Here is a 22,548-nt window from a genome sequence, read left to right as displayed (position 1 = left end):
GGCCCCCCGACGGTCGAACTACAGGCCCCTTGTAGGCCAGAATGACCAACGTGCCTTTCCTGTTGCTGATCGAGGACGACGACGCCATCCGCACGGCCCTCGAGCTCTCCCTGTCCCGCCAGGGCCACCGCGTGGCGACGGCGGCGACGGGCGAGGACGGTCTGAAGCTGCTGCGCGAGCAGCGGCCGGACCTGATCGTGCTCGATGTGATGCTGCCCGGGATCGACGGCTTCGAGGTGTGCCGTCGTATCCGCCGCACCGACCAGTTGCCGATCATTCTGCTGACGGCCCGCAACGACGACATCGACGTGGTCGTGGGGCTGGAGTCGGGCGCGGACGACTATGTGGTGAAGCCCGTGCAGGGGCGGGTGCTGGACGCCCGTATCCGCGCGGTGCTGCGCCGCGGCGAACGGGAGGCGAACGACGCGGCGTCGTTCGGCAGCCTGGTGATCGACCGGGCGGCCATGACGGTGACCAAGAACGGCGAGGATCTTCAGCTCACCCCCACCGAGCTGCGGCTTCTGCTGGAGCTGAGCCGACGCCCTGGGCAGGCGCTGTCGCGGCAGCAGCTGCTGCGGCTGGTGTGGGAACACGACTATCTGGGTGATTCCCGGCTGGTGGACGCGTGTGTCCAGCGGCTGCGCGCCAAGGTGGAGGACGTGCCCTCGTCGCCGACGCTGATCCGCACGGTGCGTGGGGTCGGGTACCGGTTGGACGCTCCGGCGTGAGGGTCGCGGGCGCGGGCACGGGCACGTACGCCGGTGCGCACAGGTGGGGCGGAGAGTCGCGGAATTGAGCGGTGTGAGCGAGGAGCCCGGCCGGGCGCGGGGCTGGGCGGCGGGGATTCTGCGGTGGCTCAGCCTGCGGCTGCGGCTGATGCTGGTGTTCGGCCTGGTGGCGCTGGCGGCCGCGGTGTCCGCGTCGGCGATCGCGTACTGGCTGAACCGTGACGCGGTGCTGACCCGCACGCAGGACGCGGCGCTGGACGAGTTCCGCAAGGCGCTGAAGGACGACACCGATCCGCTGCCGGCCACGCCGAGCTGTCCCGAGTTGCAGGACGCCGCGGACCGCATGGCGGACAACACGCAGAAGTACGAGGTGCTGCTGGTCACCCGGCCCCGGGGCAGCGGCGCCTGTACGGCGGCCTCCGCTCCGGACCTGTTCACCATGAAGGCCGTGCCGGGCGTGCTGCGGCGCGCGGTGGACGAGCGGCGCGCGGCCGAGGGGTCGCACGCCGCCCCGTACCACCTCTACTGGCAGCGGATCACGCTGGACGGCACCCCGTACCTGGTGGGCGGGGCGCAGGTGAACGGGGGCGGGCCGACCGGCTACATGCTCAAGTCCCTGGACACCGAGCGGCAGGATCTGAATTCGCTCGCCTGGTCGCTGGGCATCGCCACCGCCCTGGCGCTGGTCGGTTCCGCGCTGCTCGCGCAGGCGGCCGCGGCCACCGTGCTGCGGCCGGTGCAGCGGCTGGGCGAGGCGGCGAACCGGCTGGGCGAGGGGCATCTCGACACCCGGCTCCAGGTCTCGGGCTCGGACGAGCTGGCCAATCTGTCGCGCACCTTCAACCGGGCCGCGGAGCGGCTGCAGAAGCGGGTGGACGAGCTGAGCGCGCGCGAGGCGTCCAGCCGGCGCTTCGTCGCGGACATGTCGCATGAGCTGCGGACCCCGCTCACCGCGATCACGGCGGTCACCGAGGTGCTGGAGGAGGAGGCCGACTCCCTGGACCCGATGATCGCCCCGGCGGTGCAGCTGGTGGTCAGCGAGACCCGGCGGCTGAACGACCTGGTGGAGAACCTGATGGAGGTGACCCGCTTCGACGCGGGCACCGCCCGGCTGGTACTCGACGACGTCGACGTGGCGGACCAGGTGACGGCGTGCATCGACGCGCGCGCCTGGCTGGACGCGGTGGAGCTGGACGCGGCGCGCGGGATCATGGCCCGGCTGGATCCGCGGCGGCTGGACGTCATCCTGGCGAACCTCATCGGGAACGCGCTCAAGCACGGCGGCTCCCCGGTGCGGGTGTCGATCCTGCCCGAGGGCGACGATCTGCTGATCAAGGTGCGGGACCACGGTCCGGGCATTCCGGAGGACGTGCTGCCGCATGTCTTCGACCGCTTCTACAAGGCGAGCGCCTCCCGGCCCCGCTCGGAGGGCAGCGGTCTCGGGCTGTCGATCGCGATGGAGAACGCGCACATCCACGGCGGCGACATCAGCGCCGCGAACTCGCCGGAGGGCGGTGCCGTCTTCACGCTGCGGCTGCCCATGGACGCCTCCCGCCTCGCCTCGATCGAAGACCGTGAGGGCCAGAAGGGCGAGAAGGGGCGGAAGGGCGAGGAGCGGAAGGACGACGGCCCGGACGGTCCCCGTCGGAGCGAAGGGGGCGCGTCATGAGGGCGCGAACGATCCGGTGGCCCGCCGCCCTGCTGCTGACCGTCGTGGTCGCGCTGCTGGCGGCCGGGTGCGGCATACGCGGCACCTCGGTGCCGGTGGACGCCGGGGCCGCGCCCTCGCGCGCGTCGTGCCGGGCACCGGAGACGGGGCGGGCCGCCGAGGGGGCGGGCCGGATCTCCGTACGGATCTATCTGCTGTGCACCTCGCGGATCCTGTCGGTGACCCGGAACGCGCAGCTGTCGGAGAAGAAGGCGCCGATCGAGCGGGTGGAGGCGGCCCGGGCGCTGCTGGAGCAGCTGCGGCAGCCGCCCTCGGCGGCCGAGTCCTCGGCCGGGTTCTCCACCGCGGTGGAGGACTGGGTCACGGTCTCCGGTCCGGCGCGGGGCGATCCGGACGGGGCGCTGCGGCTCAACCGGCCGCCGGAGGAGCTGCAGTCCTACGCGCTCGCGCAGATCATCTGCACGTTCGCGGGCTCGGCGGCGGCGGACGATGACCACAAGGTGGTGCTCGGCGGCCCGGACAGTGACCGGGATCCGCTGAAGCGGTACGAGTGCACCGAGGAGATGCGGAACCGCCCGGAGGTCGCGGTGAACTCCGGGGTGCTGGTGTCCTGACGTGCGGGAGCGAGCCGCACGTCCCCGGCGCAGGGGCCCGCGGACTGACCGATTCCCTGCGGTTCGCTGCCCGTTCCCGGCCCGCTTCCCGTGGCGATCCAGTGACCGACTCGTCGGTAACCCGTTACTGACCAGCAGGGGTGGGTGCGGAACCGAGAGCCCGGCCGGTCGCGTCCTGAGATACGTGCAGGGTCGTTTCGGCCGTCGGGCCGCCTTCCGCTACCGCGCCGCGGGTTTCGTTCTCCTCGTCGCCCACCTTGCGTTCGTCTGCTGGCTGACCCTGCGCCCGCTGACCGTGCCGTGGGTGACGGCCGAGACCCTGGAACCGCTGGGCGCCATCCGCGCCGATCTGGCGCTCACCCCGTGGGCCGCGGCCCGTTCGATCGGCGGGGGGCTGTTGCTGCTCGCGCCGCTGGGGGTGCTGCTGCCGCTGGCCGGGGGCCGGGTGGACGCGTACCCGTGCGCCTCGTTCGTCCGGACGACCTTCACGGGGGCGATGACGGCGATGGGGATCGCGCTGTTGCGCAGTGATGTGACCGGCCAGATCGTGAGCGTGGACGCGCTGCTGCTGAACACCGTCGGGGTCGCGCTCGCGCATCTGCTGGTGGTGCCCGCCGTACGGGCCCTGGTCCGCCGCCGGGCGGACCGGGCCCGGGGCGCCGCCCTCCCTCGGGAGGAGGGCGCCCGGACGGTGACCCCGACGATGACCAGGGTCGGCCTCGCACCGTGGGGCGACGCCTCATCCGGCTCGCGGACCTAGCGTGGAGGTACCAGCTCGGGCAACTCGGCCCGGGAGGGTACACATCCGATACGCCCGAGGAGCCGCCATCATGGCAGCCGCACTGGTCCGCCCCCGCAACGACAAGATGATCGCCGGTGTCTGCGCCGGTCTGGCCCGCCGGTTCGGGACGACCCCGACCACGATGCGGGTGATCTTCCTGGTCTCCTGTCTGCTGCCGGGCCCGCAGTTCCTGCTCTACATCGCGCTGTGGATCCTCCTTCCGGCGGAGGATTCCTACCGCGAGGCCTGGTGATGACAGGAGGCCGCTGACGACGCGGCCGGGCCGCACACCCGAGGGCGGGTGTGCGGCCCGGCCGGGTGCCGGACGGAAAGATCAGCCCAGACGCATGAGGTTGCTGGTCGGCAGGTTCTTGAGCCCGCCGAGGTTGCTGAGGTTGCCGAGCAGGCCCTGGGGTTCGGACTGGCTGGGCCGGGCGGCGGCGGGCTTGCCGGCGGCGGGAGCCTTGCCGGGGGCCGCCTGGCCGGGAAGCGACGCTTGCGGGGCGGCGATGCCGAGGCCAGGAGCACCGGAGCCGTGCGGGCCCGGGGCGCTGCCGGCCGCGGACGCGACACCGCCTCCGGCCACGAGGGCAGCAGCACCGAGGGCCATGACGCCGAGGGTCTTGAGGGTTCCCTGCTTCATCAGAAATCTGTCCTTGCAGACGGGGGGCTTGACCGATACGGAAACGTAGCCCCGCTTTTCGGGCGCCCGCAAACGGGGAAAGGCGGCGACCGAACGGACGCCGAACCCTTTTCCCGGCCTTTTCTTCCGTCCGTACGATCAGCTGCCCTCGACCATAGATCCCCTGGTCACAGCGGCGACCGTGCCCACCTGCCGGAACAGCCATTCGGACTTCAATTCAGCATATCCAGGCTTGATCACGTCACTGATCATCGCCAGACGTTCACCGAAAGGAATGAAGGCCGACTTCATCGCATTAACGGTGAACCACTGCATGTCGTCCAGCGTGTACTCGAACGTCGAGACCAGGTGCTGGAATTCGGCACTCATGCTCGTACCGCTCATCAGACGATTGTCCGTATTCACGGTGGCCCGGAAATGCAGGCGGCGCAGCAGCCCGATGGGGTGGTCGGCGTACGAAGTGGCCGCGCCCGTCTGGAGGTTGGAGGTCGGGCACAGCTCCAGCGGGATGCGCTTGTCCCGGACGTAACTGGCGAGGCGGCCCAGCGTGATGGAGCCGTCGTCGGCGATGTCGATGTCGTCGATGATGCGCACCCCGTGGCCCAGCCGGTCGGCGCCGCACCACTGGAGCGCCTGCCAGATGGAGGGCAGCCCGAACGCCTCGCCCGCGTGGATCGTGAAGTGGTTGTTCTCCCGCTTCAGGTATTCGAAGGCGTCCAGGTGGCGGGTGGGCGGGAAGCCCGCCTCGGCGCCCGCGATGTCGAAGCCGACGACGCCGAGGTCGCGGTAGCGGTTGGCGAGTTCGGCGATCTCCAGGGCGCGGGCGGCGTGGCGCATCGCGGTGAGGAGGGCGCCGACGCGGATGCGGTGGCCGGAGTCCCGGGCCCGCCGCTCGCCCTCGCGGAAGCCTTCGTTCACCGCCTCGACCACCTGCTCCAGGGTGAGCCCCCGGGTGAGGTGCTGCTCGGGGGCGTAGCGGATCTCGGCGTAGACGACGCCGTCCTCGGCCAGGTCCTCGACGCATTCGGCGGCGACCCGGACCAGGGCGTCCCGGGTCTGCATGACGGCGCAGGTGTGGGCGAAGGTCTCCAGGTACCGCTCCAGCGAGCCGGAGTCGGCCGCCTCGCGGAACCAGAGGCCGAGCTTGTCCGGTTCGCTCTCCGGCAGCGCCTCGTATCCGGTCTCCCGGGCGAGGTCGATGATCGTGCCGGGCCGCAGCCCACCGTCGAGGTGGTCGTGCAGCAGCACCTTGGGGGCACGGCGGATCTGTTCGGGGGTGGGCTGATGGCTGTGCTCGCTCGTCATCTGCGCACCATAGCCCCTACGCGCGTAGACCGTCGCGTGGCCCGTCGCGGATAGATACGGAACAGTGACCCGCACGGGTAGTGGACTCCACCCGCCGTTCTGCGATCGTTTTGCCATGGCTCAGCAAGCGTTGCCCGAACGGGGCGCCCGGCTGGGGCGGCCGATGGGCGCGGCCGCCTCGCGGAGGACCGTGCACGGTGTGGTGTTGCTGCTTCCGGGCGGCGATCCGGACGGTGGCACCCGGCGGCCCACCCGGATGTCCGCCGCGGCCGTGCTGCCGCTGGCTCGGCGGCTGGTCCGGGCGGGCCAGGAGGAGGGGCTGGCCGCCCACGTGGTCCACTACCGCTGCCGCGGCTGGAACGGGCCCGACGCCGCCGCGGCCGCCGACGCCGAATGGGCCACCCAGGAGGTCGTCCGGCGCTACGGCGACGTCCCGGTGTGCCTCGCGGGGCACGGTATGGGTGCCCGCGCCGCGCTGCGCGCCGCCGGGCATCCCGCCGTCACCTCGGTGGTGGCCCTGGCGCCCTGGCTCCCGGAGGAGGCGGACGCGCTGGAGCCCGAACCGGTCAAGCACCTGGTGGGGCGGCAGGTGCTGATCGCCCACGGGACGAACGACGAGCGCGTCGACCCGGAGCTGTCGTACCGGTTCGCCGAGCGGGCCAAGAAGGTCAACCGCGATGTGTGCCGCTTCGAGGTGCACACCGACGGCCACGGGCTGCACCAGCACCGCTCCGAGGTCCAGGCGCTGGCCATCGACTTCCTCCTGGGTTCCCTCTTCGCCACCGGCTTCTCCCGCCCGGTGGCCGACGCCCTGGCCGCACCGCCCCCGCTGGGCCTGCGGATGCCGCTGGCGGCGGGGTTCGGCTCCACGCTGCGGCGCTGAACGCGAAGTGGGGTGGGGCTCGCCGGGTGGCGGGGCCCCACCCCACGTCATGGGTGGTCGCGGATCAGTCGCCTGTCAGTGGAGCAGGTTCAGGGTGTTGGTGGCGTCGTCCACGAAGTACACCGAGCGGTGGTCCGGTGCGACCGCCAGTCCGAACAGCGCGCCCGCGCCCGGCGGGGTGCCGGTGGAGTCCAGCCGGCGGATGGCCACCTGGCGGCCGGCCGGGGTGGTCTCGACGATGTTCCCGTCACCGCCGTTGACGGTGAGGATGTTGCCGTTCGGCGCGATGGCGAGCCCGAGCGGGCCGTCCAGCGCACCGCCGGTGCTGACGGTGCGGCCGGTGCCCGCGCTGGTCTTGCGCTTGAGAGCGTTCGGGATGGCCGCGATGCGGCTGTTGACGGTGTCGGCCACGTAGAGGGTGCCGTCGCGGCCGAGGCCGACGCCGGTGGGGCCGACGACGAGGGCGTCCGGGTCGGTCCGTTCGGCGAAGCCGGAGCCGATCTTCGTGGTCTTCTCGCGGGTCGGCGGCTTGTTGCCGTGCAGCGTGAGCGCGATGCGGAGCACGGTGCCCCGGTTGACCACATCGCCGCCGCCCGCGACCGTGCCGTTGAGCACATTGGTGACGAACAGGTCGGCGCGGTCGCCGTGGCTGACCGCGGTCATGTCCCAGGGGCCGTTGATGCCGTGGCCGGTGAACGTCTCGCGGACGGTGCCGTGACTGTCCAGCACCAGCAGACATCCGGCCTCGGCGTTCGCGGGGTTCCCGTCGCCGGTGGGCAGGCTGCCGACCACGACCCAGCCGCCGGGCAGGATCGACAGCGCGGTGGTGAGGCCGATGCCACCGGGGCAGGGGCTCGGGAGCCGGGCCGGGTTGATCCGGGCGAACTGACTGACGCTGCCGTTCGGGTGCACCTGGACGATGGTGGTGCCGGTGCCCTGCTCGTTGGCGGCGTTGTTGAAGTTGCTGACCAGCACGTTGTTCTTGTGCAGATCCCCGATGCTCTTCGGGACGACGGCCGTGCCGTACGGGTTGAGGTCCCCGTTGGCGGGGATGGTGGACGCGATCGTGGTGACCCTGTGCAGCGGGCCGAGGAAGGACCCGTGGTGGCCGGCGGCGGCCGAGGTGCCGCCGATGCCGACGACCAGCGCGGCGACCGCCGAGACGAGCGAACGGCGCCGGGGCAGCCGGGCGCGTCGTGACCGGGGCTCGGTCGACGCGACGGACAGAGAGTGAGCATTCATGACGCAAAGTTAAACTCTTGAGTGCGTTATATTCCGTTTTGACGCTCTTTTAATCTCTGTGATGTCCGTATGGCGGGGCTGATCGGCTGAGTTGCGGGCCCCGGTGGGCGGGGTGACGGTGGATGAGTGGGGGCGTCGCCCCACCCTCCGCGCGAAGCGGCGCACGTCCCCTCCCTCGGGGGAGACAGCGCACACAAGCTCAAGAAGCGGAGAATCCCCATGACGAACGGACCCATGGGCAGGCCGCCCAACGGCGAACACCCCGAGCGGGCCGATGTGCCGCTCATGCCCCACGCCACCGAGTACACGGGCCGGTACGTGGTGCTGCTCGACCAGCAGGAGACGGAACGCGGGCTGGACGCGCTGCGCTCGTCCGCGGGGATAGCGTCCGTCGAACGCGTCCGCGGGACCGAGCCCGCCGGCGCCGCCGAGCTGCTCCAACGCCCCGACGTCTCGGTGCTCTTCGACGAACTCGGCGCCGCCGTCGTCGAAGTGCAGCCCGACCAGCGGCACACGCTGGTGACCGCGGCACAGACCGAGCCCACCATCATCGCCGCCGAGCCGGAACGGAGGGTGTACGCCTCGGTCATCACCGAGCCGCAGCGGACGCTGACCGGGTTCTTCCCGACCTACCGCAGCGACGAGGCGGAGGTCGACCGGCACACCCGGGCCGAACTCGCCGCCGCGCTGGGCCCGGCCTGGGACGAGCAGAACACCACCTGGGGACTGCAGGCGATCCGGGCCAACCTCTCGCACCTGACCGGGCGCGGAGTGAAGGTAGCCGTCCTGGACACCGGGGTGGCCACCGGCCATCCGGATCTGGCCGGGTGCATCGAGCTGACGGCGTCCTTCGTACCGGGCTCGAGCGTGGAGGACGGCCACGGCCACGGTACGCACTGCATCGGCACCATCGCCGGCCCCGCCAAGCCCGCCCACGCGCCCCGCTATGGCGTGGCGGGCGAGGCCAGGATCCTCGTCGGCAAGGTGCTCGACGACCGCGGCACCGGCAGCGACGGCCAGATCCTGGCGGGCATGGCCTGGGCCGTCGCCCATGGCGCACGGGTGATCTCGATGTCGCTCGGCGCCCCGGTGGCACCGGGAGAGCTGTACCCGCTGACGTACGAGAAGGCGACCCACCGCGCGCTCCATCAGCACCGGGCGGTCACCGTCGCCGCGGCGGGCAACGAGAGCCAACGGCCGGGGTTCATCGCCCCCGTCGGACGGCCCGCCAACTGCCCGTCGATACTGGCGGTCGCGGCCCTCGGCAAGGAGCTGGGGACGGCGTTCTTCTCGTGCGGCGCCATCAACGGCGAGGGCGGCGAGGTCAACATCGCGGCGCCCGGCGTCGACGTGTTCTCGGCCGCGCGGGACGGGAAGTACCAGACGATGAGCGGCACCAGCATGGCGTGCCCGCACGCCGCCGGTGTCCTCGCGCTGATCGCCCAGGCGGCGCCGGAGGCGTCGGGGCCGGGTCTGCAGTCCCGGCTGATCTCCGGGGCGTATCCGCTGCCGCTCCCCGCCAGGGATGTCGGCGCGGGCCTGCTGCAGGCGCCGTGACGGGCCCCGTGAGCGAGGAGTCCGGACCGGTCGGGGTGATCGTCTCGGTCGACCCCGACCGGTTCGCGGAGGTCGTGCGGGCCGCCCGCGCGGCCGGTCTCGCGGTCACCGGTGAACAGCCGCTGCTCGGCACGCTGTCCGGCACCATCGACGAGGAGCGGATCCCGGTGCTGGAGGCGGTGGACGGGGTGGAGGCCGTCGACCGGGAGCGCATCGTACGGCTCCCGCCGCCGGACTCGCCGCTCCAGTGAGCCGCGTACGGGCCTCTACTCGTCCGACAGCGTGAGGTTCGGCACCCGACGGGCGGCGATCAGGAACGCCAGCAGGATCACGGCGGCGCCGGTGAGGAACACGATCCGCAGGGAGCTGACGTACCCCTCCAGGAACGGCTGGGCGACCCGCGGGTCGAGGGTGTGCAGGAAGGCGGAGTCCTCCAGGTTGACCTTGCCACCGGGGCCGACGGCGGCCTTCAGCGCCTCCGCGTTGGCGGGCCGTTCGGCGAGCGTGCGGTACGAGGGCTGCTGAAGCGCCTCGGTGAAGCGGTCGCCGATCCGCGTCCCCGCGAACGAGAAGAGGATGGAGACGAACGCGGCGGCGCCCACCGTGCCGCCGTTGGAACGGAAGAAGTTCACCCCCGCGGTCGCGGCGCCCATGTCCTTCCGGGGCACCTCGCTCTGGGCGAGGGTGGTGAGCGTCTGCATCGCCGCGCCCAGCCCGGCGCCCATGAACACCATGCCGAGGGAGACGTGCCACAGCGGGCTGTCCACCCCCAGCGTCGCGTAGACGACCATGGCGGCCGCGAACGAGCCGATCCCCGTCACCAGGTAGACCTTGAACCGCCCGGTCCTGGAGATCAGCCGGCCGACGAGAAGCGTGACCGTCAGGTTCGCCGCGACGGTGGGCAGTGTGGCGAGACCGGCCTCGATCGGGCTCATGCCCTTGACCAGCTGCAGATACAGCGGCAGCGTCGTCATCGCGCCGAACATCCCGATGCCGACGATGAAGTGCAGCGTCGTGCCCAGGCGGAACGACGTGATGCCGAACATCCGCGGCGGCAGCAGCGCCGCGTCCCCCATCCGCCGCTCCACCAGCACGAACCCGGCCAGGCCCAGCACCCCGATCACGTACATGGCCAGCGACAGCGGCGCGCCCCAGCCCCAGCTGCGCCCCTGCTCGGCCACGGTGAGCAGCGGAACGAGACCGACGGCGAGCGCGGCCGCGCCGCCGTAGTCCAGCCGGTGCCGCACCGGGCGGTGCGGGACGAAGCGCAGCACACGCAGGATCACGGTGATGGCCAGGATCGCCAGCGGCACGTTGATCAGGAAGATCCAGCGCCAGCCGTCGATCCCCAGCAGGGTCTCGCGACCCGCCAGCGCCCCGCCGACGAGCGGCCCGACGATGCTGGAACCGCCGAAGACCGCCATGAAGTAGCCCTGGTAGCGGCCGCGCTCCCGGGGCGAGGTGATGTCGGCGATGATCGTCATGGCGAGCGACATCAGCCCGCCGCCGCCCAGGCCCTGCACCGCCCGGAAGGCCGCCAGCTCGTACACCGAGGTGGCGATCCCGCACAGCAGCGACCCGATGGTGAACAGCACGATCGCGGCCAGGTAGACCGGGCGGCGGCCGTGGATGTCGGAGAGCTTGCCGTACAGCGGGGTCGCGATGGTCGCGGTGATCAGATAGGCCGTGGTCACCCAGGCCTGGGCGGTGAGGCCGTGGAGGTCGTCCGCGATGGTGCGCAGCGCGGACGACACCACGGTCCCGTCGAGCGCCCCCAGGAACATCCCGAGCACCAGACCCGACATGACGGTGGTGATCTGGCGGTGGGTGAGCCGTACGGTCGGGCCGTCCGCGTCGGGGGCCGCGCCCCGCTCGGTCGTGTCGGAGGTGGTCACGAGGAGGTCCGTCTCTTCCCGGGGGTCGCTTCGTACCGTTGACAGGCAGCGGGGCGGGCTATGCGGTGAGCTTCTCCAGGTCGCCGACCGCGGCCTCGATGCCCGGCATGGCCAGCATCGCCAGCCGTGCCGTACGGGCCCGGGCGGCGATGGAGTCGTCGGCGAGGACGTCCCGGCAGACGGCGGCGATGGCGTCCGGCGCGGTGTCGGTGACGGCCCGGCCGATGCCCAGCTCCTGCGCCCGGAGCGCGTTGGCGTGCTGGTCGCCGAACTGCGGCAGGACGGCCAGCGGGGTGGCGGTGCGCAGCGACTCGCGGATGCTGTTGAAGCCGCCGTGGGTGAGGAACAGGTCGACGGACTCCAGCAGGATCGGCTGCGGCAGCCGCTCGGTGACGTGGACGTGCGACGGGAGGCCGTCGGTGTCCAGCGGGATGCCCGAGGTGGTGAGGACGACGGTGCAGTCCTCAAGCCGCGACAGGGCGTCGGCGATGGTGCGCAGCGCGGCGGTGGGGTCCGGGAACTCGAAGGGCGGCGCGGCGCCTTCGGGGGCGCCTTCCGGTGCGTCGTTCGCGTCGTTGCTCAATTCGAGCATCTTCGGCAGCGCGGTGCCGATGGCGGCGTACACCAGCGGCCGGTCGGTGGGGAGTTCGGCGACCCAGCGCGGCAGGACGGACGCCCGCTCGACATCGACGGTCTGCCGGTACGACCACGTCGGGGGCAGGTTCCGGGCGAAGGTGAACTCCGGCGGCACGCAGTCGACGCGCCCGTGCGGCACGACGGACAGCGGGTCGTCGTAGGTGGGCAGCCCGACCTCTTCGCGGGTGGCGTTGAAGTACGGCAGCACATCGGCCGGGTCGAGGATGTTCATGGCGCCGGAGGGGGTGGGCAGATGGGGTATGCCCAGCCGCTCGGCGATCAGGACGGCACCCAGGTCGAAGCCGTCGCGCAGGATGAGGTCGGGCTGGAACTCCTTGGCCAGCGGGAAGACGCCCTCCAGGGAGATCTTCGCCCCGGTCTCGGCCATGCCGCGGAACAACAGCTTCGCGATCGCGCCGTGCAGGACGGCCGTGTCGTCCTTCGGCAGCGCGGCCAGTTCGTCGGCGCGCTCCATCATCCGGGCCCGGGGGTCGAGGTCGGGCATGGTGGTGTCCAGGCGGAGGTCATCGTCCTGGAAGACCGAGGCCAGGCTGGGGTTGGTGACCACCAGCACCTCGTGTCCGGCCGCGGCGAGCGCGCGGAGCAGGGGCAGCTGGGCACGCCCGTGGGAGGGGCTGCCGGTTGTGGTGCACAGGACCCGCATGGGGTGGACCCTTTCTGTTCGGTGACGGGATGCGTGCTCGGGATGCGGTGACGTGCGGCTTCAGCCGCGTTTCCGGCTTCGGCCGTCCTCAGCCGGATTCAGCCGTGGAGTGCCGGCAGGGGCGTACGGCCGACGCCGTGCCACCGCAGCCCGGCACGCTCCAGCCGGGCCGGGTCGAGGAGGTTGCGGAAGTCGTGGACGGTGGGGGTGGCGAGCCGCCCGGCGATGGCCTCCCAGTCGAGGTCCCGCAGCTGCGGCCACTCGGTGAGGACGACGCACGCGTCCGCACCGGCCGCCGCGTCCAGCGGATCGTCGACGAGGGTGAGCAGGTCGCTGAGGTCGGGGCGGGTGGCGCCCCCCAACGCCGGGTCGTAGGCGAGGAGTTCGGCGCCGCGCTCCTTGAGGAGCCGGGCGATGGCCAGCGCCGGTGAGTCGCGCAGGTCGGAGGTGCCCGCCTTGAACGTCAGGCCGAGCAGGGCGAGCCGTGCGCCGCGCAGCGAGCCGTCACCGCTGCCGTGCTCGGCCGCGATGCGCTCGACCAGCCGGTGCTGGTGCTCGACGTTGGTCTCGATGGTGGCCCGCAGCAGCGGGAAGTCCACCCCGGCCTCCTGGCAGATCGTCAGCAGGGCGTGGGTGTCCTTGGGCAGGCAGGAGCCACCCCAGCCGGGGCCGGGCCGCAGGAACGCGGGGCCGATACGGGGGTCGTGGCCGATGCCGTCGGTGACGTCGCCGATGTCGGCGCCGAAGTGTTCGCAGAGGGTGGCCAGGTTGTTGGCGAAGGACAGCTTCATCGCGAGGAAGAAGTTGGCCGCGTACTTGGTCAGTTCGGCGCTGGCGGCGTCGGTCAGCACCACGGGCGCGTCGAGCGCCCCGTACAGGTCGGCCACGCGCTGGGCGGCCTCCCGGTCCGCTTCCTTCCCGGCGCCGATCACGATGCGGTCCGGGTGGAGAAAGTCGTGGACGGCCCGGCCCTCGCGGAGGAATTCCGGGTTGCTCACCACCGTCACGTCCGGGCGGCCGAGCAGGTCCGCGACACGCTGCGCGGTGCCGACGGGCACGGTGGACTTGTTGACGACCACGCTGCCGTCGGGCAGGACGGTCCGGATCTCCCCGGCCACCGTCTCGACGGCGGCCAGGTCGGCCGCGCCGCCGGCGCCCATCGGCGTCGGCAGGCAGAGGAACACCACGTCCGCGTCCGCCACGGCGGCGGCGGTGTCCTGCGTGAACTCCAGGTGGCCGGTGGCCACGGTGTCCCGGACGAGGTCCGGCAGCCCGGGTTCGAGGATGTCGACCTCGGCCCGCCGCAGCCGCTGGACCTTCTGGGAGTCGGCGTCCGCGCACACCACGTGGTGGCCGAGGGACGCCAGACAGGCGCCGGTGGTCAGTCCGACATAGCCGGTTCCGATCACGGCGACATGTCGATCCGATACATCAGACACAGTTGATCTCCCAACCCCTAAGTCATCGATCGTTGACTTATCGATCATCGTGCGCGTGCACCGATTGGAAAGTCAACAAGCGCTGACAACGATCGGTGACTTTGAGACAGTCAGCAGAGCCTGGAGGATGGGCGATCGGCGAACGGCCGTACCAGGGCGTACTGCGCGAGGAGTTATCGGGTGAACGAACCAGCGAACGACCGGACTTCGGGGGCTTGTTCCGGGCCCGCCGCCACGCCCATGCGCAAGCGCAGCGCGGAACGGACCCGCACCGCCCTGATGTCCGCCGCCGCCTTCCGTTTCGGCCGGTACGGCTACGACGGCACCAGCGTGCGCGACATCGCCGGGGACGTCGGCGTGGACGCCGCGCTCGTCTACCGGTACTTCGGCTCAAAGGAAGCGCTGTTCGAGACGGTGTCGAGCAAGTCCAGGGTGTTCGAGCCACTGCTCGACGTACCCCTGCACTGCGTCGCGGACTGGTTCAGCGCCCTGATCGCCGGCGAGCCCAAGGACGCCGACTTCCCGCACCCCGTGCTCACCGTGCTCCGCTCCTCCAGCCGCGACGAGGCCATCGGCCGGCTGCGCGAGGAGCTTTCCGACATCTTCACCAAGCGGTTCGCCGCCCGGCTGGAGGGACCGCACGCCGAGGTGCGGGCCGAGCTGCTGGTGGCCTGGGTGCTCGGCACGAGCCTGATGCGCGGCACCATCCAGACCCCGGCGCTGGCCTCGGCGGAGAACCAGGAGGTCTTCGAACAGTTCCTGCGGGCCGGGGTCGACGTCCTGATCAGCCCGGACGCCGCGGACTTCAGCCGGGAGAACCCCGGCCGGGAAGCCCCCTGCTCGGAAGAGCTCGGCCCGGAAGCCCCCTGCCCGGAGGCCCCCTGCCCGGAAGCCCCCTGCTCGGAAGAGCTCGGCCCGGAAGACCTCAGTCGAGAAGCTGACCGCGGCGGCTCAGCAGGAACCGCTTGAAGGCGGCCACCGGAGGCGTGTCGGGGTGGCCGTCCAGCCACGCCACGCCGATCTCCCGGACCGCGCGCGGCGCCGTGACCGTCAGCTCCGCGACGCCCGGGCGGGGCACGGCGGGCGGCGGGAGGAGCGCCACGCCCAGCCCGGCGGCGACGAGACCACGAAGCGTCTCGGCCTCCTCCCCCTCGAACGCGATCTTCGGCGTGAAGCCCGCCTCCGCGCACAGGGCGTCGGTGATCCGGCGCAGCCCGTAACCCGGTTCCAGCGTCACGAACAGCTCCGCCGACGCCTCGGCGAGCCGCACCCGGCGGCGGCCGGCCAGCCGGTGGTCGTCCGGCACCACCAGCCGCAGCCGCTGCTCGTCCAGGCGGCGCGCGACCAGGTCGGGAGCGTCGGGAACGGGCGAGGTCAGACACAGGTCGAGACCCCCCTCGCGCATCCGCTCGATCATCGCCTGGCCGTAGTTCTGGACCAGCTGGAAGCGGACCCGGGGGTGGTCGACGCGGAAGCCGCGGATCAGGCCGGGTACCGTCTCCGAACCCAGCGTGTGCAGAAAGCCGAACGCGACGCGGCCCGCCGCCGGGTCCGCGTCGGCCCGTACGGACTCGGCGGCCCGGTCCACCTCGGCCAGCGCCCGTTCCACCGAGCGCAGGAACGTACGCCCCGCCGGAGTGAGCGCCACCGTACGGCCGCGGCGGGCGAACAGCGCCACGCCCAGGTCCTCCTCCAGCCGCACCATCGCCCGGCTGAGCGTCGACTGCGGCACGCCCAGCTCCTGGGCGGCGCGGGTGACATGCTCGTGGCGGGCGACCGCGGCGAACTGGGCGAGGCGGGGTGTCAGGGCCCCCGCCCACGATTCGGCCTCGATCTCGACTGTCACCGGAATGTCGTTTTCATTGCTGATGCGTGACATAAACACCCCTGGACCTCTGCTGATGCTCCTGTGGATCGATTATCGCGATTCCGTGCATTGGACGCATCAATGCCCGCGTCCTACGGTCGAACCATGCCTCCTGCTGATACCGGGGCGTCCACCCACCGTCGCGTGGACGCCTCCGCCCCGCCCGTCTCCTCCACCCCCGAGCGCATGGCACCCGGCCGCCCCGGCTACGTCCGGATGAGACTCGCGCTCTTCACGGCCGGACTCGCCACCTTCGCCCTGCTCTACTCGACGCAGGCGCTGCTTCCCGCGATCTCCGACGACCTCCACGTGCAGGCCGAAGCCGCCAGCTGGAGCGTGTCCGCGGCCACGCTGGCGCTGGCGCTGATGGTCGTCCCGCTGAGTGCCCTGTCCGAGCGGTTCGGCCGACGCACGATGATGACGGTCTCGCTGACGGTCGCGGTGACGGTCGCGCTGGTGGTGCCGTACGCCCCCGACCTGGGCTGGCTCATCGCGCTGCGCGCGGTCCAGGGCGCGGCGATCGCCGGAATCCCGGCCTCCGCGATGGCGTACCTCTCCGAGGAGGTCGAACCGCGGGCGCTGGTCGGCGCGATCGGCCTGTTCGTGGCGGGCAACAGCGTCGGCGGCATGAGCGGCCGCCTCATCACCGGCTGGGTCGCCGACGGCTACGGCTGGCGGATGGGCCTCGCGGCGGTCGGCGCCATGGCGCTGGTGTGCGGGATCGCCTTCCGGCTGCTGATCCCCAAGGCCCGGAACTTCACCCCCGCCGCGGTCAGCCCCCGGGCCCTGGCCCGCACCGTGCGCCGGCACCTGTCCGACCCGCTGCTGTGCCGGCTGTACGCCATCGGCGCGCTCTTCATGACCGTCTTCGGCGGCGTCTACACGGTGATCGGCTACCGGCTGGTGGCCGAGCCCTTCGGGCTCTCGCAGAGCATGATCGGCTCGATCTTCCTGATCTACCTGGTGGGCACGGTCTCCTCCGCCGCCACCGGCAAGCTGGTCGGCCGCCTCGGCCGGCGCGGCGCCCTGTACGTCGCGGTCTCCATGACCACCGCCGGTCTCCTGCTGAGCCTCGCCGACGCGCTGGCGCTCGTCCTGCTCGGTCTGGTCCTGATCACCGGGGGCTTCTTCGCGGGCCACGCCGCCGCCTCCTCGGCCGTCAGCCGCACCGCGAAGACGGGCCGCGCCCAGGCCGCCGCGCTCTACCAGACCTCGTACTACGTCGGCAGCAGCGCGGGCGGCACGCTCGGCGCCATGGCCTTCCACACGGGCGGCTGGACCGGCACCGTCGCCCTCGGCCTGCTGGCCGTCGTCGGCGCCACGGCGATCACCCTGTACGGGACGCGCAAGGCGCGGGTCGAACGGCGGGCCATGTCCCCCGCCCACGCCCACGCGTAACGCCACCCCTCAGCTCGAAGGGGCCGCCCCGCCACTGTCCGGCGGGTGCGGCCCCTTCGCCCGTTCTGCTTGCGGCAACCTGAAGACCGCTTCAGGATTTCAGCGTCCCTTCAGGTCCGGTTCGGCAACGTAGTGGGCGTCGGAAGGGCGCGACAGGGCCCGCCGACGGACCGCAACCGCGACACGAACCGGAGGAACCGTCCCCATGAAGGCCAACGCCAAGCGCACGCTCGCCCCCCGCGCCGTCGTCCTCGCCACGGCCGCCGCCATTGCCCTGATCGGCGGCACGGGCGCCGCGACCGCCTTCGCGGACGACGACGGCCCGGCGCCGAAGTCCTCGGTCCAGCTGACCCAGGCTCAGCGCCACCTGGACGACACCGCCGAGGACCGGGCGCAGGTCAAGGCCGACAAGGTCAGCTACGACGAGGCCACGGCGGCGGCCCTGAAGGCCGTCCCCGGCACCGCGACCTCCGCCGAACTCGACCACGCGGACCGCAACGGCTCCCTCGTCTGGGAGGTCGACGTCTTCGGCAAGGACCACAAGAACCACGACGTGACGATCGACGCGGGCAACGGCAAGGTCCTGGACCGGCACACCGACCGCGACGACGACGCAGCCGAGGACGCCGCCGAGACCCAGGCCCTGCTGAAGGCCGACAAGACCGGCTACGCCAAGGCCACCGCCCAGGCCCTGAAGGCCACCCCCGGCACCGTCACCTCCTACGGCCTGGACGACAACGACCGGGGCGGCTCCGCCACCTGGGAGTTCGATGTCCTCGGCAAGGACCACAAGAGCCACGAGGTGACCGTCGACGCGGCCGACGGCAAGGTCCTCGCCCAGCACGTCGACCAGGACGACGACCAGAACGACGGCGACGACGACTGATCGGCACGCGCCTGACGCCCCCCGAACCCGAAGGGGCCGCCCCCGCCACTGTCCGGCGGGCGCGGCCCCTTCGCCCGTTCCGGAGCGGTCAGACCGGGAGCTGCCGGCTGGGCCCCTCCGGAGAGCCGATCCACACGGTCTGTTCGAAGGGAGTGGCGGTCATCCCGCACTCCGTCAGGTCCGGCGCCCCCGCGTCCCGCCACAGGAGCAGAGCCTGTTCCACTTGGTCCCAGAGGACGTTCGGTAGGTGCGCCGAGCCGCTGCGGGCGGCACCTCCGTACTCACTCGGGACGGCGGAGGTTCCCTGGGTCGGCCGTCCACTCCTGTCCGCCCTTCTCGGGGCGGAGGAACGCGACGAGCGGCCCCGGCATCCCGTGGTCGAAGGCAAGCTCGCTGACGTGGCAGATGGCCTGGAGCACGCCGGCCCGTCCTGTGACGGCGTCGTAAGCCTCCTGCCCCAGCTGCGGCCCTTCGTACGGCATCGCCTTGTTCACGCGGGCAGCCCCCAACGCGCCGTCACGGACGGCGCTTCGTGGGAGGGGTGCTGACGGCGCAGCAGTTCGTAGTCGGCCGCGGCCCGGTAATCCCCGGACCGCTTCGCCTTCTCACGCAGCGCGGTGTACTTCTGGCACTCCGCGCAGGGCGGGGTTTCCTCAGTCATGCTCCACTCCCCCGGCCGAGGTGCTTGTCGATCTTCCTTTTCAGGGATTCCGCGCGCTGGTCCAACTCCTTCGGAGTGGGGCGCTCGGGCGGAGGCGGCGCGTCCGCGCTCACCGCGTCGCTTCCAGCGCCCGACGCTGCTGGTCGTACCGGACGATGTAAAACGGCACGGGCTCGGTGTCCCACGCGATGGGGAAACGGTCGGCGACGGGGACGCGCGGGAGCGGGAGCGTCGGAGGGCCCACGGCGCAGACAAAGACCGACAGACGAGGCTGGGCAGCCGGTGCCGGGGTACGTTTCGGGGCACAGGTTGCCTCATGGGGCTCCGGGGCGGGTAGCCACAGTCGCAGCCCCCATTCAAGGATCCGGGCAATAGCCTTCTTCACTCTTGACGCTCCATTTCAGCGTTGACCATGCCTGCGTTCTCGCTCTAGGCAACCGCGCCACTACGCAGAGCGGTACTGTGAAAGCCGCGTCAGCTTTCAAAAGCGTCAAATGCTCTGTGCGCGCGGGAGGGTGGGGGCATGGCGAACCGGGTGCCGAACCAGGACCTTGAGCGGTTGTTCCGCGAGACGGGGTGGACGCTGCGCCAGTTCGCCCAGGCGGTCAACCGCGTCGGCACGGAGCGCGGGACCCCGACGACGTACACGCCTCAGACCGCTCACACCTGGCTCAAGGGACACGTTCCGAACGAGGAACGACGCACGCTGATCCTCGAAGCACTGGCCCGCCGGTTGCGTCGGCCGATCACCCACGCGGACGCCGGTTTCGCTACTCCGAGGGATGAGCCGAACGGCGATCCGGGCATCAATACCGTTGAAGAGTTAGCTGCCCTGGGGAGGCTCGACATGGACCCGTCCCGCCGAAGTGTGCTCGGAGCGAGCCTCTTCTCCGCCGCGTTGGCAGTACCTGGGTGGCCAGAGGTGGCGGGGCGCCTCGAATCCATCCCGACCGGCAAGACACACCGCATGGGAATGCCCGACGTCGAGCTGGTCACGGACGTAACCAAGCGACTTTCCGAGCTGGACTACGCGCGAGGGGGGCGCATCGCACTCCCCAGTGCGGCATCGTTCCTCGTCAACGTCGTGGTGCCCCACCTCAAGGCACAAGCACCCGACGACGTGCGCAAAAGGATGCTGTCCGCCGCCTCGGAACTGTGCTACCTGATCGGCTACATGGCCGTTGACGAAGGACTACACGGCACGGCCCAGAAGTATTACGTCAAAGCGCTGGAGCTCGCCGGTGCGGCGGACGACCAATCGGGATACTGCCTCACCCTGCATGGCATGAGCTCCCAGGCCGCGAATCTGGGACACGGCCCATCAGCATTACGCCTGGCCGACGCCGCGGCCGATGCGGCCCCCGCCGCCAGCCCCAATATGCGTGCGCACCTGGCCGCTCAGCAGGCGTATGCGGCCGCCGTTGCAGGTGAGCGCTCCAGCGCTGGTACCCACTTGCGGCGAACAGAAAAGGCGATGTCTCAGGCAGAGCCCGAATACGGAAAGGTGGTGGTCGGACACTTCAGCCCTCCGACCCTGACTCGCTACGTGGCGCAGGTGACATACGGTCTGGGAGATGCGTCCGCATCGATCTCGCCCATGCGTGAATACGTCGCGTCATTGACCGGGGATCACCGGCGACGCCGCCGCGTCCTGGAGACCGCCAGGTTGGCATCTCGGCAATGCGAAACCGGATATCTCGAAGAAGCGTGCGCCACCTGGGATTCGTGCCTTGACGACTACCCCGATGTTCGATCGGGGCGATGCGACGAGCAGATCCGTGACATGTTCTCAATGGTCCGCCCGCACCTGAAAAACCGGGCGGCACGCGAACTGCACGAGCGCGCCCGCACCATTGTTCCGGCCTCACAGCTGGGTTGATCCCAGAAGAGAACGGCTCCGTTATGACAGCGAGCTGACCTGCATCACAGGCTCGCGGGACGCCTCCGGGGTCGCCAGGGCGCCGAGGATCCAGGGGGCGTCACGCCGCCGGGTGACGACAAGCACCGGCCGGTCGCCGTCCTGGCATTCGATGACGAGGCCGTCGTACTCGTAGCTCTTGTGCCAGTCAGTCGGGTCATCGGGCCCCAGCCCCCGCACGTGCCGCATGGTCAGCGTCTCCGGAAGCGTCCTGCGGGCGAAGTGCCCCGTGGGGTCCGGGGTGGCCGCCGGGCGGCCGTCCCCGATCACCACGTGGTCGCAGCCGTGCCCGCTGTACGGGACGTCTCCGTGTACCGACGCGCGCACACATCGCCGCTCCGTGGCGGGAAGCGCGACGATGTCGCTGGTGTCCGCGGCGCGGACCGCACGTCGGCGAGACCACCACGCGTACAGGGCCGCCAGGCCGACGGCGGGCGGAATGCCGGCAGCCGTGATCATGAACGCGTCCCGTACGCTGCCGCCGAGCATGCCCCCGAGAGAGCCGACACAGCTCAGGAGGGCGCCCGCCACGAGCCCGACGGTGGACACCCAGGGGACGGTTCGTGCCGCGGAGGGACGGCGGTGGCGGTACGCCCAGCCGGTCAGGAGCATGGCGAGCCCGAACGGCAGGGCCAGCAGGCCGAAGGCCGTGGGAAGCCGCCAGTCGTCGGCCGGCGAGGCATGGGTCTCCTGGGCGGCTGCGCCGAACCGCACGGTGCGGATCTCGCCCCGCCAGTACGTCAGCGTCACCTCGTCGCCGGTGCGCACGGCGTCGTACACCGGCCGCGACCCGGCCATGCGCACGCGCCGCTCGGTGTCCGAGCCGCGTTCGGTGACGAGGAGCCAGTGACGGACACTCTTGCCTCTGGGCTCGCCCTCCGTGCCCTCGACGGTCGCCGGAACCGTCACCGTGCACGCGTCCGGCCGGGTGCCGCCCGCGCAGGCGGGGGCGGCGGCGTACGCGCGCGCGTCCGCCAGCGCGCCCGGCACGGTGGCGAACAGCCCGGCGGAGAGCAGCACGCACAGCAGGCCGACAACAGTGGCCGGCAGCCACTCCCGCGTGCGGCGCGCTCTCGATAACCGGTCCGCCACCCTCGTTTTCCCCTCCCGCCCGTTGGGCCGCGACCGGCCCCTTTACCGGACATTACGCCGCTCCGGTGAATCCCGGAATGTCCCTTACGGTGCGATCGCTTCGAGGGCTTCGCGCAGTGATGTGACGCCGTCAGAGGCGAGGAAGTGACCGGCTCCGGGGACCACCTCTGCGGAGATCCCGAGCAGGCCGGCAAGACGGTCGGTGTGACCAGGGGGAACGTACGGGTCCGCGTCCGACCGGAGGATCGTCAGTCGATCGACGTGGTGGGTGAGTTCCTCCACGTCGCAGCCGTCTCCGATGTAGGAGTTCAGTTCCGGAAGCGCGGGCAGCTGGTCGACGAATCCGGAGACCAGCACGAGGGTGCCGAGGCGCCAAGGGGCCGGAAGTGATCGCAGGTGGCGCAGCACCGTCAGGCAGCCCAGGCTGTGCGCGATGACGATCGTGTTCTCGTCGGGAGTTCCCACGTCGGTGCGTACGGCTTCCGTCCACTGTGCGGGGTCCGGGTCTTGTGGGTTCGGAAGGGCCGGGATCGTGGTCACGATGCCGTGGGCGTCGAGCTGCTCGCCCAGCCAGCCGAACCAGTGGTCTTCGGGGGATGCCCCGTAGCCGTGGATGATCGAGGCACGCCGCTGGGTTGTTCCTGTTGTCATGCCGCAGGACGGTATGGGT

General features: G+C 71.4%; 23 protein-coding genes. 12 read left to right on the top strand and 11 right to left on the bottom strand.

All coding sequences use genetic code 11. The features are described from left to right. Window positions 1-50: 50 nt before the first annotated feature. The 5 genes from afsQ1 to ACH4SI_RS36470 all read left to right on the top strand — a co-directional run bounded on the left by afsQ1 (window position 51) and on the right by ACH4SI_RS36470 (window position 4,045). Window positions 51-728, top strand: coding sequence for a two-component system response regulator AfsQ1 (gene afsQ1 / locus ACH4SI_RS36490; RefSeq protein WP_009717259.1), 678 nt, complete (start codon window positions 51-53; stop codon window positions 726-728). 148 nt (window positions 729-876) lie between these two features. Further along, complete coding sequence (locus ACH4SI_RS36485; protein ID WP_398303637.1) at window positions 877-2,397, top strand: ATP-binding protein; 1,521 nt, start codon at window positions 877-879, stop codon at window positions 2,395-2,397. Further along, entirely contained in the window at window positions 2,394-3,011 is a 618-nt protein-coding gene (locus ACH4SI_RS36480; RefSeq protein WP_398303560.1) for a hypothetical protein, read from the top strand. Before ACH4SI_RS36485 ends, ACH4SI_RS36480 begins: the two co-directional genes overlap by 4 nt. 184 nt (window positions 3,012-3,195) lie before the next feature. Next, window positions 3,196-3,771: a VanZ family protein gene (locus ACH4SI_RS36475; RefSeq protein ID WP_398303558.1), complete on the top strand. Its 576-nt coding sequence runs from the start codon at window positions 3,196-3,198 to the stop codon at window positions 3,769-3,771. A 70-nt stretch (window positions 3,772-3,841) separates the two neighbouring features. Further along, window positions 3,842-4,045, top strand: coding sequence for a PspC domain-containing protein (locus tag ACH4SI_RS36470; protein WP_398303556.1), 204 nt, complete (start codon window positions 3,842-3,844; stop codon window positions 4,043-4,045). Between the two features lie 81 nt (window positions 4,046-4,126). Here ACH4SI_RS36470 and ACH4SI_RS36465 read toward each other — a convergent pair whose 3' ends face one another. Beyond that, window positions 4,127-4,435, bottom strand: coding sequence for an ATP-binding protein (locus tag ACH4SI_RS36465; protein ID WP_398303554.1), 309 nt, complete (start codon window positions 4,433-4,435; stop codon window positions 4,127-4,129). A gap of 138 nt (window positions 4,436-4,573) precedes the next feature. Continuing rightward, window positions 4,574-5,740, bottom strand: a complete 1,167-nt coding sequence (locus tag ACH4SI_RS36460) for an adenosine deaminase (RefSeq protein ID WP_398303552.1) — start codon at window positions 5,738-5,740, stop codon at window positions 4,574-4,576. Window positions 5,741-5,855: 115 nt separating this feature from the next. Here ACH4SI_RS36460 and ACH4SI_RS36455 point away from each other — a divergent pair, with 115 nt between their 5' ends. Beyond that, a complete protein-coding gene (locus ACH4SI_RS36455; RefSeq protein ID WP_398303550.1) occupies window positions 5,856-6,623 on the top strand; it encodes an alpha/beta hydrolase in 768 nt (255 codons plus the stop codon). A 75-nt stretch (window positions 6,624-6,698) separates the two neighbouring features. Here ACH4SI_RS36455 and ACH4SI_RS36450 read toward each other — a convergent pair whose 3' ends face one another. After that, a complete protein-coding gene (locus tag ACH4SI_RS36450; protein ID WP_398303548.1) occupies window positions 6,699-7,865 on the bottom strand; it encodes a hypothetical protein in 1,167 nt (388 codons plus the stop codon). A gap of 219 nt (window positions 7,866-8,084) precedes the next feature. Here ACH4SI_RS36450 and ACH4SI_RS36445 point away from each other — a divergent pair, with 219 nt between their 5' ends. Further along, entirely contained in the window at window positions 8,085-9,422 is a 1,338-nt protein-coding gene (locus ACH4SI_RS36445) for a S8 family peptidase (protein WP_398303546.1), read from the top strand. Further along, complete coding sequence (locus tag ACH4SI_RS36440; protein WP_398303544.1) at window positions 9,419-9,673, top strand: hypothetical protein; 255 nt, start codon at window positions 9,419-9,421, stop codon at window positions 9,671-9,673. Before ACH4SI_RS36445 ends, ACH4SI_RS36440 begins: the two co-directional genes overlap by 4 nt. 15 nt (window positions 9,674-9,688) lie before the next feature. Here ACH4SI_RS36440 and ACH4SI_RS36435 read toward each other — a convergent pair whose 3' ends face one another. From ACH4SI_RS36435 to ACH4SI_RS36425, 3 genes are all read right to left on the bottom strand, one after another. Beyond that, window positions 9,689-11,317, bottom strand: coding sequence for an MDR family MFS transporter (locus ACH4SI_RS36435; RefSeq protein ID WP_398303542.1), 1,629 nt, complete (start codon window positions 11,315-11,317; stop codon window positions 9,689-9,691). A gap of 58 nt (window positions 11,318-11,375) precedes the next feature. Next, window positions 11,376-12,617 (bottom strand): glycosyltransferase, encoded by a 1,242-nt coding sequence (locus tag ACH4SI_RS36430; protein WP_398303540.1) that lies wholly within the window; start codon window positions 12,615-12,617, stop codon window positions 11,376-11,378. A 98-nt stretch (window positions 12,618-12,715) separates the two neighbouring features. Beyond that, window positions 12,716-14,026: a UDP-glucose dehydrogenase family protein gene (locus ACH4SI_RS36425; protein ID WP_398303635.1), complete on the bottom strand. Its 1,311-nt coding sequence runs from the start codon at window positions 14,024-14,026 to the stop codon at window positions 12,716-12,718. A gap of 210 nt (window positions 14,027-14,236) precedes the next feature. On the opposite strand from ACH4SI_RS36425, the gene ACH4SI_RS36420 reads away from it, so the two are divergent. Continuing rightward, window positions 14,237-15,025 (top strand): TetR/AcrR family transcriptional regulator, encoded by a 789-nt coding sequence (locus tag ACH4SI_RS36420; RefSeq protein WP_398303538.1) that lies wholly within the window; start codon window positions 14,237-14,239, stop codon window positions 15,023-15,025. Here the strand turns inward: ACH4SI_RS36420 and ACH4SI_RS36415 are convergent. Further along, window positions 14,982-15,935: a LysR family transcriptional regulator gene (locus ACH4SI_RS36415; protein ID WP_398303536.1), complete on the bottom strand. Its 954-nt coding sequence runs from the start codon at window positions 15,933-15,935 to the stop codon at window positions 14,982-14,984. The genes ACH4SI_RS36420 and ACH4SI_RS36415 overlap by 44 nt on opposite strands. A gap of 93 nt (window positions 15,936-16,028) precedes the next feature. On the opposite strand from ACH4SI_RS36415, the gene ACH4SI_RS36410 reads away from it, so the two are divergent. Continuing rightward, window positions 16,029-17,321, top strand: a complete 1,293-nt coding sequence (locus ACH4SI_RS36410) for an MFS transporter (RefSeq protein ID WP_398303534.1) — start codon at window positions 16,029-16,031, stop codon at window positions 17,319-17,321. A gap of 205 nt (window positions 17,322-17,526) precedes the next feature. Further along, complete coding sequence (locus ACH4SI_RS36405; protein ID WP_398303532.1) at window positions 17,527-18,207, top strand: PepSY domain-containing protein; 681 nt, start codon at window positions 17,527-17,529, stop codon at window positions 18,205-18,207. 281 nt (window positions 18,208-18,488) lie between these two features. On the opposite strand, the gene ACH4SI_RS36400 is transcribed toward ACH4SI_RS36405, so the two are convergent. Further along, the gene (locus ACH4SI_RS36400; protein ID WP_398303530.1) at window positions 18,489-18,701 is read right to left on the bottom strand and encodes a hypothetical protein; all 213 of its coding nucleotides are present in this window, start codon (window positions 18,699-18,701) and stop codon (window positions 18,489-18,491) included. Further along, window positions 18,698-18,868 (bottom strand): hypothetical protein, encoded by a 171-nt coding sequence (locus ACH4SI_RS36395; protein WP_398303528.1) that lies wholly within the window; start codon window positions 18,866-18,868, stop codon window positions 18,698-18,700. The genes ACH4SI_RS36400 and ACH4SI_RS36395 overlap by 4 nt, the downstream gene beginning before the upstream one ends. Window positions 18,869-19,391: 523 nt before the next feature. Between ACH4SI_RS36395 and ACH4SI_RS36390 the strand changes: the two genes are divergently transcribed. Continuing rightward, window positions 19,392-20,747, top strand: coding sequence for a tetratricopeptide repeat protein (locus ACH4SI_RS36390; protein WP_398303526.1), 1,356 nt, complete (start codon window positions 19,392-19,394; stop codon window positions 20,745-20,747). Window positions 20,748-20,768: 21 nt separating this feature from the next. Here ACH4SI_RS36390 and ACH4SI_RS36385 read toward each other — a convergent pair whose 3' ends face one another. Together ACH4SI_RS36385 and ACH4SI_RS36380 are read right to left on the bottom strand one after the other, a co-directional pair. Next, window positions 20,769-21,878, bottom strand: coding sequence for a hypothetical protein (locus ACH4SI_RS36385; RefSeq protein WP_398303524.1), 1,110 nt, complete (start codon window positions 21,876-21,878; stop codon window positions 20,769-20,771). 84 nt (window positions 21,879-21,962) lie between these two features. Continuing rightward, window positions 21,963-22,529 carry an RBBP9/YdeN family alpha/beta hydrolase gene (locus tag ACH4SI_RS36380; protein WP_398303522.1) on the bottom strand — a complete coding sequence of 189 codons (567 nt, stop codon included), beginning with the start codon at window positions 22,527-22,529 and terminating at the stop codon, window positions 21,963-21,965. Between the last annotated feature and the right edge of the window lie 19 nt (window positions 22,530-22,548).

The organism is Streptomyces sp. NPDC021212 (assembly GCF_044332925.1).
Lineage (GTDB): Bacteria > Actinomycetota > Actinomycetes > Streptomycetales > Streptomycetaceae > Streptomyces.
This window is presented reverse-complemented; position numbering and strand designations above follow the sequence as displayed.